Source organism: Desulfofarcimen acetoxidans DSM 771 (genome assembly GCF_000024205.1).
In the GTDB taxonomy this organism is placed as follows: Bacteria; Bacillota; Desulfotomaculia; order Desulfotomaculales; family Desulfofarciminaceae; genus Desulfofarcimen; species Desulfofarcimen acetoxidans.
This window is the reverse complement of the sequence record NC_013216.1, coordinates 2,913,984-2,927,987: the sequence shown is the minus strand read 5'-3', so window position 1 is coordinate 2,927,987 and position 14,004 is coordinate 2,913,984. Positions and strand designations below refer to the sequence as shown.

The window sequence follows — 14,004 nt, the reverse complement described above, 5'->3', positions numbered from 1 at the left end:
TCCTTCAAGACTTTTTAATCTAATGTATCGATCCAAGCATCGACAGTCAATACATTTGCCTGGCGAGGGAACACCTTCTCTGTGAGAACGCGGTGAACTTCCGGGTCAGCATCAAGACACGCGTCCGAAAGCACCTTAAGGGCAAAGTCTTTGTCAGCTGCTTCCCGCAATGTGGATAGAACGACGCCACTGGTGGCAATGCCGCAAAGAACAAGGGTATCGATTTGGCGGGATCGGAGTATGACTTCAAGATCGTTGCCAGTGAATGCGCTGACGCGAAGCTTTGTAACAAGTGGCTCACCTGGTTGGGGTTGTACCGATTCGTGAATTTGCGTAGCTGTTTCTGAGACGGTCATTCCACCGAAACCGGAAATTGCTGAGAAGGACTTGTTTCGTGGACTAACCTCGGGATAACCTTCGCGAAATGCGACTCGGACAAATATTACAGGAATGGAATGTCGCCGTGCGGCTTCAACTGCCTTTTGAAACGGAAGCAGCACCTTTCCATTTCCTGCAAAACGCGAAACAATACCGTTTTGCATATCCATGACCAACAGTGCAGTTTTATTGTGGTGATTTTGCATGTGTTGTACACTCCCCATCATTATGCTAGTATTATGTGGAGAACTCTCCTTATTAATATTAAGTGGAGAATACTCCACTTGTCAATGATTTTATAATTGAATTTAGGGAGCTGATAGTATAGTGAGTGATGAGAATACAACCACTACTCGTACTGAACGTCGTGATGCTGCCGAGAATCGTCAGCGTATATTGAATGCGGCTATTAGGTTGTTTGAGCAAAATGGTGTTGAACAAGTCAGTATGAATCAAATTGCCATTGAGGCACAGATCGGCCCGGGTACGCTCTATCGCCGTTATAGAAACAAAGGTGAATTATGTCTGGATTTAATCAGAGAAAACATTGATCAACTTTTCGAGGACATTGAAGCATATTTGAGGGACAACCGGATATTTCCACCAAGTCAACGATTTAAAGAAATTCTCAGGTTATTTATCTGCTTCAGAGAAAAAAAATCACAATTGCTTACAGGGGTCGAGGACTCCGCATCAACAAATCCACTTAGGTCTCGAAAGCGCAGTCCTCTATATGACGAATTGCATCAACTATTCGTGAAACTATTTGACGAGATGACTGGAACTGAGCAGAGCCATACTAACAGTGTTTTCAGAGCCGATATGTTGCTAATGGCTTTAAGTAGTGATTCCTATTTGTTTCAGAGAGGGGTACGTGGCTATTCCCCTGAGATGATTTTGGAACAACTCTGTTTAACATTTATTAATACTATTTTCACTATCTGATGATGTTGTGTTAGCAGCATCGGGTTTATCTGTTTCTATTTGCGTTATATCTTTTTCTTCTTTTGCCTATCTGTTGAGCTATTTTTTTAAGGTGCCTCGGTTTAGATTGTATTCTTTGACAATATAAGTATTGCTTATTCCCTGATATGCCGCTAATATTATGGTAGAACGTTCCTTAAAGTGCAATTGTATATGAGTTCCGTTAGCCATTTTTTCAAGCATACTATATATTCACTATGATTGTTCATTAAAGCCAAGCTGCACTAGGGATAACTTTAATTTATTGGGGGAGAGGTGGAGTTAAATGATGCAAAAGAATAACATGGATTTTATTGTACCCAAGAGAGCATTCGGCAATACTGGAGTTAAAATATCGAAACTCTGTCTCGGGGGGGGATCCTTTGGAAGCGCAGACAGCCAAGCTTTGCTGGATGAAGCCTTAAAGTACGGTGTAGATTGCTGGGAGATTGTCTCATTCACTGGAAAAGTATACGCCAAGTATTTCCAAGGAAAACCTGAGATACGAGAAAGAGTTTTTTTATCTGGAAAAGTTTATTCAACAGATCCAGTTGTCATGCAGAAACAGTTGGACAAAGTTCTCAAAGAGAATGAGACATCATTTATAGACTTTTTAGCAATACATTCAGTGGATGACATCAAGATGCTCAATAATGATGTGAGAAAATGGGTCGAGAAAGTCAAAAAGGAAAAAAAGATTCGATTTTTCGGATTCTGCACCCACAAAAACATGGATAACTGCCTTAGCGGTGCCTCTGAGCTCGGTTGGATAGATGGAATTCAAACGTTTTACAACTATAGAATGCAGAGTATTAAAAGCATGGAAGAAGCTTTGCAGAAATGCCATGGAAAAGGCATTGGCATATTTGCTGTTAAGTCCATGGGGTTCTGTGTACAGAAAAAAGCCGAGCTGCAGAAGCTTCCGAGCAAGGAAAAGATAGATTCATTATTGACAGGCCATAATATATCCTTTGAGCAATCAAAACTAAGGGCAATTTGGCAGAATCCTTCCTTAACATCAATTTGCTCTCTCATGCCTAACTCAGCTATTTTACAATCAAATGTTTTGGCAGCTATAGATAAGAATCCACTCAACCCTGAGATTTTAAGATTGTTGCTAGATTATGCAAATGCAACTGGAAAATATTTTTGTAGGCGCTGTGGCGCGTGTGAAACAACAAACACTGACAAGATACCTATATTTGACATTATGGAAATGCTCATGTATTCAAGAGGATATGGTAGACAAGATTTGGCTGCTCAGAGGTTTGCACAAATGCCAAGTGGTATTCAGAGTAAAATAGATAGTAGCGATTATTCGATTGCCGAAAAAATATGTCCTCAGAAAATGCCAATAACACGACTCATGAAGGAAGCCTATCTAGAATTGCAGAAAGAATAAAAGGTGTTCCAATGGGATAATTGCAAGAATTTCCATAACATCATGAGGAAAGACCATGCATTATTTCAATAAAAACACCGATTCATTCGTCACGAGATTAATTAATATTGACGTCAAGTATCCCCAGGCCCATGTTTAGCAATTTACCTTTCAATTGAGCGTAATTTTTCTAAAATAAGGTGGTGGGATGAATGGTGGCCTTGTTTTGTAGGCTAATAAAATAATGGTTGCCAAAGCCTCTATGATATGGCAAAAGGACAAAAAATGAAATTGCTTTTTGAAGGGATGTGAGCAAAATGTCGATCCGTGACATTCGTCTTAAATTTCCAGAGAGCCTTGGAATGCTTGGTTTGGTGGGGTTGGTCGGAGTTGTAGGCTACGCAGTCGATTTGACCATTCTTAAACCATGGCTAGCTGCGTTTGCTTCTTTTAGCTTATTTAGCTTACGATTTTTTTATGATCAATGTTTACGTTTTCCAGAAAGATTGGGATTACTTGCTTTTATGGGTTTTCTTGGATTTTTGGGTTTTATCCCCGGAGCTGAACCCATAAAGATTTTGTTTGCACTCTATGGATTTGGGTTTTTCTTTTTCTTCCTAGGTCGGACATCAAGATAATGATCTTCTTAATTTTTTTGTGAATGATGTATCGCGTTTTCTCTACCAGCGATACAAAAACATGGCAAAATCGGATTGCCCTCAAGCTGTATCTCACAAGGAAAATATACATCAAACTGCAAATAAACAGGACTCACTGGCTAACGGGGCTGTCGACAAATGACATAAAATCAATCTTTCACGAAAAAGTGCCTGAAAACCCCTGATTTTCTTGGGTTATCAGACACCTTTTTTGTATAAAAGAATAGTTTGTCAACAGCCCCTAACATTGGTGAGTTCTTTTTTATCTAAAAAATTTATTGAGTATACGAAAGGGGAGGTGCTTTGCAGAATTACTTATTGATCGGCCGGTAACAGAAGGGGAATTATGTATGAAAAGACCGTCTAATTTGCGAACTGTTTGCTCAAAAAGGTGTATATTATTCATGCTGGTTTCTGGCATTGAGTTGGTAAATCGTAGGCCTGTATAGCTTTAGTTTTTCGGTTAATAATAAAAAATTCACAGGTGAAAGTGATATAAAGAAGTGGCTTCTATTCCAAAGACAGCCTTTGGGGAATTTACCTGAGTCGAAACAGGGTATGCGATTAAATAACCACTAAAAGGCTTTAGAGGCCCTTTAAATTCAGTTGGCCGGTTTATTATCTTACCAAAGCTTATAGTCCTTTTCCTCAGTTAAAACTACCGTCCTCTTGTTTTTTCCATTCAAAGAATCCATCAGTTGTTTTTTAAAGTTCTTCTTTTTACAATATCACTTAATAATATTAAAGTAAATTCTATTGAATGTTTACTCTAAACGAGTACAATAGTAAACACATAGTATCCATTAGTACACGGGCATAAATACTTGTGGTGGTTAGGGGGCATGGAGAAATGGAAAGAGTCGTTGCTTTAGTAGATATGAATAGTTTTTATGCCAGTTGTCATCAAGCTTTTAATCCTGAATTAGATGGAAAAGAAGTTATTGTTGCCGGAGAGCCGGAAAGGAGGACCGGTATAGTTTTGGCAGCCAGTTATCAGGCCAAGGCTAAAGGTGTAGGTACGGGTATGGCCTTATGGGAAGCTAAAAAATTGTGCCCCGACGGATACTTTTTCAAACCCAATTACCCTTTATATATAGACTTTTCTAGCAGGATATTACACATCATGAGGGATTTTACTGATCTCGTTGAACCTTTTTCCATTGATGAAGCATTTATTGACTTTAGCGGAATTATCAACCTATGGGGACCACCGGTAGAGATAGCTGCTAAAATAAGGCAAAGGATTCTATCCGAGATAGGTGTTCAATGCAGCATTGGTATTGGTCCCAATAAGCTGATTGCCAAGATGGCCGCCGGGTTACAAAAGCCCAATGGCCTTACAATTATAAAAACAGTAAATGACTATAGAAATGTGTTCTACAGTAAGCCAGTCAGAAAGCTTTTTGGTATTGGTTCCAGATACGAAAAACATCTTAGAAAGTTTAATGTATTTACTATAGGGGAATTGGCAAATTATCCTGTTGAAATTTTGAAAAAACGTTGGGGTAAAAATGGTGAGATGCTGTGGTATTGTGCTCAAGGTCTGGATCATAGTCCGGTAACCTCTGGATCCCCGGATACAGATAAGAGTATTGGCCAACAAAGAACACTTCCCAGGGACATCAGAGGATTTAAGGATATTCAAATTATAATCCTGGAACTTTGTGAGATGGTAGCACGGCGTGCCCGCCAGGGTGGCTATGTAGGGCGAACGGTATTCCTTACACTCAGGGACACACAGTTAGAATTTATATCCAGATCCATGACTATACCTGATCCTACTAATCTCGCCGGCGAAATATATCAAGCAGCCTGTAAGCTTTTACACAAAAATTGGGACCAGTCTTGGGCCGTAAGATTAGTAGGAGTTACATTAAGCAACCTAAAAACGGATGATTATATACAGTATGATCTTTTCGGCGAAAAGGAAAAGCAGGTAAAGCTAGCCAAAGTATACGATAAAATATGTAACCGGTTTGGTGAGCGGGCTATTTTTAGGGGTATTTCCCTAACGGAGGTCAGCTTATATGCCAGATAAGAGAAATAAAGCTATTCATTACTGCGCACATTACAAGTTTTTTGTTACTGTTAAAGGCAAGCAGCAAACTAAAAACGCTTATGTTGTAAATAGTAAAGCATATGGCAATTTGGAAAAAAGAATCCCTTTTGAGATTCCGATAATAGAGATAATTAAGCTTGTTGGTTTAGAAGGATTAAATAAGTATATAAAAAACGGCAATCTAGATGCTCAGAGCCGTAGTAAGTTTGCAGTAAGCCGGATTATGGGTCAAATGGTCAACTTTATATAACAGGACGGTTTACGACCCCGCTTTATTTGGATCTAACATTATCTCTTAGCGTTGTTGTTGATAGAATCTCCTAAATAAGTAACCTAATCTTGGTTATTTAGACTCAAAATTGGGTTGTTTGTGCCAATGTTGCAGGAATTTGCAAGTAAATATAGAAGTAGATAATGTTATTGTAATTATGATGAATCTTTTTGATAAAAGTTAAAGTAAATTTTTCTCCAATATAGTTGTAGACTGCTATTGAACGGTTTCTGATGTTCACTGGTTTCGGGGATAAATATGCCTATATTTTAGGAGGATTTATATGCGACCAACGCTATTACCCTGGTATATCGTTTTGCTGATTTCTATCCCTCAAACATTTCTCATTATTAAAATCGGGTTTCAGCTTTTTAACTTGTATTTAAGCTATTCAATAGCATTATTGTTGTCCTTGATAGTTGGTATTTTTGCGATCTTTGCAAGAGAATTACCACTCCCATTCGGAATTCATACAATGATACTTTTAGTGTCTTCAACACTATTATCAGCTATCGTTACAGGAAGCAACTTCTGGCACTGTTTTATTTCAATTGTTACCGGTGTACTAATTCTTGGAGTATTGGAGGGAGTATTGTTGCCAGTACTTCTTAAGATAACTGTGTACACTACAGATAGCTTGGTTTTAGAGCCCTGGTTGAACATATTATATTTTCTGCCTTCTGGTACCATTATGATGATATTTTATTACTTTGCAAAGAAACGTAATTATGTGATCTTTGATTTGAATTTGGATAGGGATTGATTGTGTTGTTTAAAAATGTTAGATTGCTTATTATTTCTACTATACTCATGGAAACTCTTTTAATTGTACTTATGAATCAACAAATATTTCTATCCAAGGATATCAATGATTTAAAGATGTTTTTACCATTTTTAAATTTAGTAGATTTAATATTGAGCGGTCTCGTTATTTTTTCAATCAAAGGTCTTGAAGAGAATACCAAGAAGGTTATGGAATTTAACCTTTTGAAATCGCACCTCCTGCAGGTGGAAGAGCTGTTGAATATTTTGCAAACCCAAAAACATGAACACAGCAGACATATCCAGACTATACAGGCAATGTTGTACCTGGAAGAAGTGGATAAAGCCATAGAATATATCGAAGGTATAGCGGAGAGTTATAGATATACGGAAGAAATAGTTTACGTAGGCCATCCTGCCATTACGGCTCTTTTAAACAGTAAGCGAAAAGTAGCTGAGACCAAGAAAATTGACTTTGCTTTTTCTGTAAAATGTGATATTGCAAATATGGATGTGCATCCTTGGGATCTGTGCAGTATATTGGGTAACCTTCTGGATAATGCCTTGGAGGCTGCACTTCAGGATCATGTGGATCACCGAGCATCTTTAGAAATAAAACATGAAGATGATAATTATGTGCTATATGTTCATAATACTGGGCCAAAGATCTCAAAAAGTGTTAAGCAACAGTTGTTTACAGCAGCCTACACTACCAAGGAATCCGAAGCTAGCGGATACGGCTTGTACCTGGTTAAAAAACTGGTGGACAGGTACCGAGGAAAAATTGATGTAATATCGGGGGAAGGGACAACATTTATTGTATATCTTCCTGATAGGGGTAGAGGGATAGATGATAAAAGCATTTGCTCAGAAAATTGCTGTAATCATGGGAGTTCTATTACAGGTTGAACAGGATAGGTTGGAAATTTTTTCTTATGGGTTGGAAATTATACTCGGAACATTTGCGCAACTAGCTTTATTATTATCTTTAATTATGGATACCTTCATAACGATCATGGTGTGCCTGATAGCTTTTGCATCGTTATGCTATTACAGAGGAGGTACCCACTTAAACACGTATTATGGATGTTTGACAGTTGGTATCTCTCTTTGTTTCTTGGCCTGGGCAAACTAGTAGGACAATTCTTAAATATTAAGTAATAATTTAATCTCTCACAAACCTCATTGACTAAAGGACATTTGTATACGCCAATTAGGAATCGCTCCACTAGTGCATGATGGCGTAAATATATACGCACCAATAATTTAAAAATAAGTATTATGTAGACAAAAGCTTATTAGCACATGTCCAGCGAAACGGTTTAGCTAAATATTGATTATAATAGTCAATAAACTGTTGAATACAATAGTTCCAGTTCTTGAACAGATGAAAAACTAGAGCGCCTATTGAGTAATCGCCGTTTTAAGATATTAAACCAAATTTCAATCTGATTGAGTCATGAGGAATGTTTAGGCGTATAGACAATACGAATCCGATGTGTTGGATCTGACAAAAACACAGCCCGACTTCAGGATTCCCTCTACCCCTTTTTTGGCCAACTCTTCTGTCGGGATTCCTTCCTGTTTTGCAACCCTTTTTACCAATGCCTCTGACTATGTGTTTCAGTTGATCCATGATAAAAATATGGAACTGTTTTGCATCAATCACCACTACCTCACGAAGATGTTTTAAGAAATCAGTTTCCGTCCGTGTAGATTAAATGAGCGGAGCAACAATTTCTCCAGTTAAGACGTTCCGTGAAGCGATTAAAGTGGTTGTTCCGTGTCTCTTATACTCTTGTTCGACACGCTCCTCTTGCTTTGGACGCATGGGCAGTGCCTTATGGATAGGGAATGTAAACGATGTTTAGAAAGTTTGCAGTGATGATGGTTCATGTTATGTCCTCAGTGTTAGCCTTTGTTGCCCACACTGAGGTAAGTCCGAATAGCTGGTTTATCACTTATAAACCAGACATACCGGAGAGTCTAAAAAACAAGGACTGATGTAAATGGTAAGTATTTTACTTCTAGAAGATGAGCATTACACTAGGAGGTTTCTTAAGAAGTTGGTATCTGAGAATCCTTTAGTAGATCGGATTATCGACACTGCGAGCGGTAAAGAAGCAATCAATATTGCTAGCGAACATAACCCTAACATTATACTATTGGATATAGAGCTGAACCCTGAAGAAAAGTTAAGCGGCATACAAGTTGCAAAAACAATATATGATTTTAATCCTGAAACATATTTTGTTTTTATAACCGGATATTCCCAGTATGCAATTGAATCATTCGCTGTCCATCCGTATGATTATATTCTCAAACCGGTGAAGAAAGGTAAAGTCAACGAAATCATAAGTAGCCTTGCAGATAAGATAAAAAAAAGAAATGCTACCAGGAATAATTCTGAAAAAATAATGATTAAGGTTAATAATGAAATAATTATGATAACCTTGAGTGACATCATATTTATTGAGAAGAATGGCAAATTTAACTTGATTCATGCCCGAAACAATATTTACAAGATACATCAAACACTGGGTGAACTGGAGGATAAACTTGGAGAGAATTTTCTCAGAGTTCATAAATCGTTCATAGCAAATATAGAAAAAGTTGTAAGAATCAGGGAAGTTGGTAACAGGTCGTACGAGGTTGGTTTTGACGGATATGATAAGGTTGCCTTAATGAGTCGGTATAAATTTGAGAAGCACAAACATCGTTTTATTCCTCTGTAATAAGAGGAGTATTTTTTGTTACTCTAATCTATCATCTGGCTATATACGTCCATTAAATGGTTATATAGGAAAAATCACTAGAATAACAGTAAATAACGTACTATAATTAGTTGAATTTCTTCTTCCGATAAGTACTCAAGTTATTTAATATTTGGATGTTCTTTTTTGCCTATAATGATATGGTATGCATGGTGATAATCCATAGCTACCCGTCCGTTTTTATGTTGATTTATACCTAATAACAGTTTCATTTATTTCATATCACCATGCTGTATATATCATTCTCTGATAACTTTGTAAGTTAAGCGTTCCATTCAGAAATAATCCTAATAATAGGCAACACATAAACCAAGGATAAATACTAGAATAAAAAAAATAACGATCTAACAAAAACTCACTGTTAGAATACTATATTTATCGGCAACTATCATTTGGTTACTTACAAGTTCCGTAACCGTCCACAGGTAACTGTGGTAAGTCATTCGAGGCTTTTGAAGGTAGTGTCTTAAATTTCCATTCCTTTTCCATCCAAATTGGTCTTAATTTGATTTGAAAAAATGTGCCTTAATGATTTATCTTGTCCGATATATTAACGTGATTTTGCGACCATCTTTTACTATAATGTTGGTTAAATAGAGGGTTATTGTAGTAAATTTACATAATTTATATTAAGTTAAGGAGGTGACAATATGATTCAATATCAAAAAATGCCACGGTACCCACCTAAATGGGGAAAAAATAATAGTGGCTCGGTAGGTAAACCGGGAAACAGCTTGCAACCGTATGCCCATAGTAACCTAGCCTGAACCGCTATTAATATTATTATATTATATGTATTTAAGAATTACAATATTCTATTCGGTTCAGGGATGCTGTAAATGAAACGACAAAAGACTGGTGTGAATTACCTATGGAGGTAAAAAGTGAGTAGGGTTTTTATGCTTTGTTTTCTGATGCTTAATTTGAGTATAGCTGTGCCAAATGTACTTGCAGCTATAAAGGTATTAAGGATCGACTAAAATATATCTTCCGATTCTTTGGTTGTATAAACTGCTCTTTTAATCGCTACATATATCGGCATAAAAAATGGGATTTTAAACTTTGAGAGTAGGATTTTATATTTCAGTCATTCTAAGTTGTTTCTGTATATCCCAACTCCCGCATTGTAAAAAAAAGAACTATAAAATAATGGTGTATAGGTAATGTTAATTACAACCATTAAAATATATGATCCATAAAGTAGAAGGAAAGGCCATGGAGATAATTTCTAGTTTAATTATCCCTTAGTGCGAGATCTGGGATGTATAGGTGAGATATTTAACTTAGAAGAGTGTAAATCCAATGGACTCTCTCAACTAAAATGTGGTTCGCAAGGTAACCAGGGGAGTCCGCAAAAACTATCACCCGAAGTTTAGCCTATACAAACCACATACCGGTATCAGCCTAAATTGTAGGAGTAAGGTTAATGCAAAGCTATGATAAGGGTGAAAATGGAAGTAATTTAATTAAGGTGTTTAAGCTGGGGAAAAGTCTGGCCTTTGCCTGTCCTTTGTCCAGCAAAGGCCAAATCATTTTTATTTTAGTCTAGTTGCTGTAAAGGTTAAATACGCAGGAGGTTACACTGTATTGAAAAAACTCTTAACTATTGTGCTAGCTGTAACCATTGCTTTTTCGATCTACGTTATCTGGCTTAAACGAAATGCAACGTGTTTGTCTTGTGGTATTGCTACTATTGGTCTGCCGGTAAGTCAGCTTACACTAGCTGTCTTTGCGTTAGTTGGATCATTAATTATTGCTTATAGTTATTACTTATCTCAGAAAATGCAAAAGTTTCAATTTGTATGCTTAGGCGTTACGGGGATTTTTGCTGCTGTTACATCTTTTTTAATGACATTGCAAATACACCGTAGCATCTGCTGGCCCTGTCTAACAACAGACATTTTGTTTTACTTGATCTTTGTTTTGATGTGTCTGGATGTGATCTACCAAAATAAGGAAAAAATAAACTTAGGAGGGATTAAGAATGATTAAGGTGCTTAGAAAATCATGGTATCAGTTTGTAGTAGCCTTATTAATAATTTCCATATTAGCATTACCAGGGATGATAGGTTTTACAACTGCATCAGCTGCGAATACATCTGGAGTTACTAAGCCAACAAAGGAAATTCCAGTAATTACAGGTGAGGATGCTGCACAGTATGAAAATACTTTAATCAAATTAGCAGACTCTCAAGGGATTAGCGCGGAATATCAATTGAATAAAGATGACATGGTAGTACAAGATCTTGATGCAGCATTGGGTAACGGTATTATTGGTGCATCAATACGAATAATTGATAATACGGGTCAGAAACGTATTAGTTATTTTGCGGCTCTTTTTAATAAAAAAGATGGTACTCTAATAAAAACAATAGCGGTTGTGTTTAAAAAAGACGGTAAATTATATGAAGGTACCTATATAGAAAATGGTACAAAAATGTTATGCCTTACAATGAAAGAAAATGGGGATACTGTTAAGGGTTACAAAGTAAATCCAGATGGTACTACGACTAACTTCACACCAGGGCAAATAGTGAATCCTCAAATGTCCATAAATAATGTTTTTTGGAATTGCTTTAGCAGTTGTCTAAGTTCTAGCGGTGTTGCTACATGGGTTGTAGCAATGATAGGGGCAGTTTGTACGTCGGTTTGTGAAGATTTCCCTAATCCTCCGGGTTGTGCTGCTTGTGCAGTAGCAACTGTTATTGGTTTGGAAAGTATAGCGTATTATTGTTTGTACGAATGTTGGTAATTTGACCGTGTTGTAGTGTAGAATTCTTTAAGGGTGTCTTAGATAAAAGACACCCTTAAAAATTACCAGAATTTTATTGAGGAGGATAACATGAAGGACACGAAGGATTATGGCAAGTTATTTTTGTTGCTGAGTTTGTTATCTTTAATTTTTGCCAATATAGCACATTGGTTTTTTCAAGGTGCTTTGGCTATTGGAATACCTTTATCACTTCTACTTTCTCTTATTTCTCTTATTATTTATACCATGAAAATATTTAAACAATAAAAAACATGAGGGTGTTAAAAATAACAAATGGACGGTTCGAGGCCACTGAGAAAATCCAGTCAAAGCACAAAAAGCATACCCACCTATGGTATAATTAAGTCACCACAACAAAATACGCACCGGAGTAATTCTTTTTATGTTGGTTGAAACCACCTCTAAATGAAGACGTGGGGACGGTGCTTCTGTCTACCATCTATCAAGACATTATTAACCCTATCTTTATTTATCTCAGAAATGGCTTGCTTTTCAATTGCTTCTTCGTTGCCATTTTTCGCCATTACATGTTGATTTCAATTTGATTCAGCTATGAAGTATGTTTGGGAGCGTAAACAAGTTGTATTTTGTGTGACTCATCTAATAGAAATTTTTCACGTGCCTCCATTGATTTTAAAATACCGGATTTGCCTTTTATGCTAAGAGTATCTATAATCTATGACAATTCCACTATACAAGATTGCTCTGCTACAAAACAGACTAAGGATTCTGATTTATGAGTGTTAAGCTGATCCATAATAAAAATATACCTTGCTTTAGGATCAATTGCTACCACATCTCGTAAGTGCTTTATTAAGTCTTCTTCCGTTCTTGTGGGTTGAATAAGTGGTGCAACAATTTCTCCTGTAACAATGTTTCGTGTAGTGATTAATCCGGATGTGCCATACCTTTTGTATTCTTGTTCACATCTTTCGATTTGTCCCGGTTTCATTGGCAATGTTGGATTAAGATGTCCAATTGCTTGTATACCGGTTTTCTCATCTGTACTAAAAACATGTATCCTTTGTTTTTCAAGTTCTGATGCGTTTTTATATGTTTGACATACTTTTTTTACCTGTTTTTTGAACAATTCAGGATCTTATATTTTTGAATTTAACCAACCTTTATGTAAGTGCGGCTTTAAATCTATTTCCTTTTTAAAAAACGTCTGATTTGCCGGACTGAAATGCTTTCAACAATACCTGTTTTAATAACTTCTACTCTTAATGCTGAAGGTGTCCAGTGACTTAACGGTATGTCCACAGATTCAGGAGATTTACATGACAATGAAATAATGTGAGCAACTTGCTCAGGGGTAATAATTAGTCGAAGACATGATTGATATAGTCACCAGTTTTTCAGCCAGTATGTACGGTAAACGCGGTGGGCGTGTAGCAAAAAATCTAAGTAAAATAATTGAACAAAAGGTGAGCGCCATTGAAAACAACAGTTAGAGACGTAATCCTTGAAACAACAGAGGAACAGAGAACAGTTTTGAACGAATTGCTACGGTGCAGCAATTCGTTGGTCATTTAAAAGACTTCTGGACGGATGGAAAACACAAGATATACGATTAGCGGTACAAGGAAAATTCAACCTTAACTCCCGACAGGCCAATGATGCAGTATTAGATGCACAACCAGTAATCTCCTCGCAGAGAGAACTGGTTAAACTTCACCATGGAAATGCTATAGCTAAAGTAGACTACACCCAAAAACAACTGGATAAAGCTAAATCACCCAAGAGACATCCAGACTTCAAAAGCGATTGGATAAAGAACAAAGAAAACATGTATACTGGCAAAAACACATAGATAGCAGTTCATTTCCCAATATAGTCTTTGGCGGTAAAAAACTATTCTAAAAACGCTGTAAAGGACTAATCAGTCGGGAAGAATGGCTGGATGCTCGAAATAACCGCTACCTTTCGCGAGGTGATAAGAGTAAAGGCGGCAACCTGAATACCAGGATATGTGTTATAAATG

The 14,004-nt window shown here is 36.9% G+C and carries 16 protein-coding genes; 14 read left to right on the top strand and 2 right to left on the bottom strand.

The genetic code is table 11. The annotated features are described in order from the left end of the window. Positions 1-14: 14 nt before the first annotated feature. Complete coding sequence (locus tag DTOX_RS13475) at positions 15-584, bottom strand: cysteine hydrolase family protein (protein WP_015758239.1); 570 nt, start codon at positions 582-584, stop codon at positions 15-17. Between the two features lie 121 nt (positions 585-705). Here DTOX_RS13475 and DTOX_RS13470 point away from each other — a divergent pair, with 121 nt between their 5' ends. The 14 genes from DTOX_RS13470 (at position 706) to DTOX_RS23070 (ending at position 12,266) form a co-directional block, all read left to right on the top strand. Next, on the top strand, positions 706-1,323 hold the full coding sequence (locus tag DTOX_RS13470; RefSeq protein ID WP_015758238.1) for a TetR/AcrR family transcriptional regulator: 618 nt from the start codon (positions 706-708) through the stop codon (positions 1,321-1,323). A gap of 304 nt (positions 1,324-1,627) precedes the next feature. After that, positions 1,628-2,743, top strand: coding sequence for an aldo/keto reductase (locus tag DTOX_RS13465; protein ID WP_015758237.1), 1,116 nt, complete (start codon positions 1,628-1,630; stop codon positions 2,741-2,743). A 296-nt stretch (positions 2,744-3,039) separates the two neighbouring features. Beyond that, positions 3,040-3,360, top strand: a complete 321-nt coding sequence (locus DTOX_RS13460) for a hypothetical protein (protein WP_042315846.1) — start codon at positions 3,040-3,042, stop codon at positions 3,358-3,360. 871 nt (positions 3,361-4,231) lie between these two features. Beyond that, complete coding sequence (locus DTOX_RS13455; RefSeq protein ID WP_015758236.1) at positions 4,232-5,419, top strand: DNA polymerase IV; 1,188 nt, start codon at positions 4,232-4,234, stop codon at positions 5,417-5,419. Further along, positions 5,409-5,690 (top strand): hypothetical protein, encoded by a 282-nt coding sequence (locus DTOX_RS13450; protein ID WP_015758235.1) that lies wholly within the window; start codon positions 5,409-5,411, stop codon positions 5,688-5,690. Before DTOX_RS13455 ends, DTOX_RS13450 begins: the two co-directional genes overlap by 11 nt. Positions 5,691-5,994: 304 nt before the next feature. After that, the gene (locus tag DTOX_RS13445) at positions 5,995-6,474 is read left to right on the top strand and encodes a hypothetical protein (protein ID WP_015758234.1); all 480 of its coding nucleotides are present in this window, start codon (positions 5,995-5,997) and stop codon (positions 6,472-6,474) included. Positions 6,475-6,479: 5 nt separating this feature from the next. Next, entirely contained in the window at positions 6,480-7,382 is a 903-nt protein-coding gene (locus DTOX_RS13440; protein WP_157862960.1) for a sensor histidine kinase, read from the top strand. Further along, a complete protein-coding gene (locus DTOX_RS25375) occupies positions 7,324-7,608 on the top strand; it encodes an accessory gene regulator B family protein (protein WP_083773447.1) in 285 nt (94 codons plus the stop codon). Before DTOX_RS13440 ends, DTOX_RS25375 begins: the two co-directional genes overlap by 59 nt. A 728-nt stretch (positions 7,609-8,336) precedes the next feature. Further along, positions 8,337-8,477 (top strand): cyclic lactone autoinducer peptide, encoded by a 141-nt coding sequence (locus tag DTOX_RS25370; protein ID WP_083773446.1) that lies wholly within the window; start codon positions 8,337-8,339, stop codon positions 8,475-8,477. Between the two features lie 5 nt (positions 8,478-8,482). Further along, positions 8,483-9,208, top strand: coding sequence for a LytR/AlgR family response regulator transcription factor (locus DTOX_RS13430; RefSeq protein ID WP_015758232.1), 726 nt, complete (start codon positions 8,483-8,485; stop codon positions 9,206-9,208). 1,465 nt (positions 9,209-10,673) lie between these two features. Then, positions 10,674-10,796: a hypothetical protein gene (locus tag DTOX_RS24875; RefSeq protein WP_015758231.1), complete on the top strand. Its 123-nt coding sequence runs from the start codon at positions 10,674-10,676 to the stop codon at positions 10,794-10,796. Between the two features lie 38 nt (positions 10,797-10,834). After that, a complete protein-coding gene (locus tag DTOX_RS13425) occupies positions 10,835-11,239 on the top strand; it encodes a hypothetical protein (RefSeq protein WP_015758230.1) in 405 nt (134 codons plus the stop codon). Next, positions 11,232-11,999, top strand: a complete 768-nt coding sequence (locus tag DTOX_RS13420; RefSeq protein ID WP_015758229.1) for a hypothetical protein — start codon at positions 11,232-11,234, stop codon at positions 11,997-11,999. Before DTOX_RS13425 ends, DTOX_RS13420 begins: the two co-directional genes overlap by 8 nt. 90 nt (positions 12,000-12,089) lie before the next feature. Beyond that, positions 12,090-12,266, top strand: coding sequence for a hypothetical protein (locus tag DTOX_RS23070; RefSeq protein ID WP_015758228.1), 177 nt, complete (start codon positions 12,090-12,092; stop codon positions 12,264-12,266). Between the two features lie 430 nt (positions 12,267-12,696). On the opposite strand, the gene DTOX_RS13415 is transcribed toward DTOX_RS23070, so the two are convergent. Continuing rightward, complete coding sequence (locus DTOX_RS13415) at positions 12,697-13,110, bottom strand: transposase (protein WP_207635992.1); 414 nt, start codon at positions 13,108-13,110, stop codon at positions 12,697-12,699. Between the last annotated feature and the right edge of the window lie 894 nt (positions 13,111-14,004).

Bases quoted from the DNA above. Each gene is read 5' to 3' on its own strand.
- DTOX_RS13475 (WP_015758239.1), bottom strand. From the start codon at position 584: ATGCAAAATCACCACAATAAAACTGCACTGTTGGTCATGGATATGCAA.
- DTOX_RS13465 (WP_015758237.1), top strand. From the start codon at position 1,628: ATGATGCAAAAGAATAACATGGATTTTATTGTACCCAAGAGAGCATTC.
- DTOX_RS13460 (WP_042315846.1), top strand. From the start codon at position 3,040: ATGTCGATCCGTGACATTCGTCTTAAATTTCCAGAGAGCCTTGGAATG.
- DTOX_RS13455 (WP_015758236.1), top strand. From the start codon at position 4,232: ATGGAAAGAGTCGTTGCTTTAGTAGATATGAATAGTTTTTATGCCAGT.
- DTOX_RS13450 (WP_015758235.1), top strand. From the start codon at position 5,409: ATGCCAGATAAGAGAAATAAAGCTATTCATTACTGCGCACATTACAAG.
- DTOX_RS13445 (WP_015758234.1), top strand. From the start codon at position 5,995: ATGCGACCAACGCTATTACCCTGGTATATCGTTTTGCTGATTTCTATC.
- DTOX_RS25375 (WP_083773447.1), top strand. From the start codon at position 7,324: ATGATAAAAGCATTTGCTCAGAAAATTGCTGTAATCATGGGAGTTCTA.
- DTOX_RS25370 (WP_083773446.1), top strand. From the start codon at position 8,337: ATGTTTAGAAAGTTTGCAGTGATGATGGTTCATGTTATGTCCTCAGTG.
- DTOX_RS13430 (WP_015758232.1), top strand. From the start codon at position 8,483: ATGGTAAGTATTTTACTTCTAGAAGATGAGCATTACACTAGGAGGTTT.
- DTOX_RS24875 (WP_015758231.1), top strand. From the start codon at position 10,674: ATGCAAAGCTATGATAAGGGTGAAAATGGAAGTAATTTAATTAAGGTG.
- DTOX_RS13420 (WP_015758229.1), top strand. From the start codon at position 11,232: ATGATTAAGGTGCTTAGAAAATCATGGTATCAGTTTGTAGTAGCCTTA.
- DTOX_RS23070 (WP_015758228.1), top strand. From the start codon at position 12,090: ATGAAGGACACGAAGGATTATGGCAAGTTATTTTTGTTGCTGAGTTTG.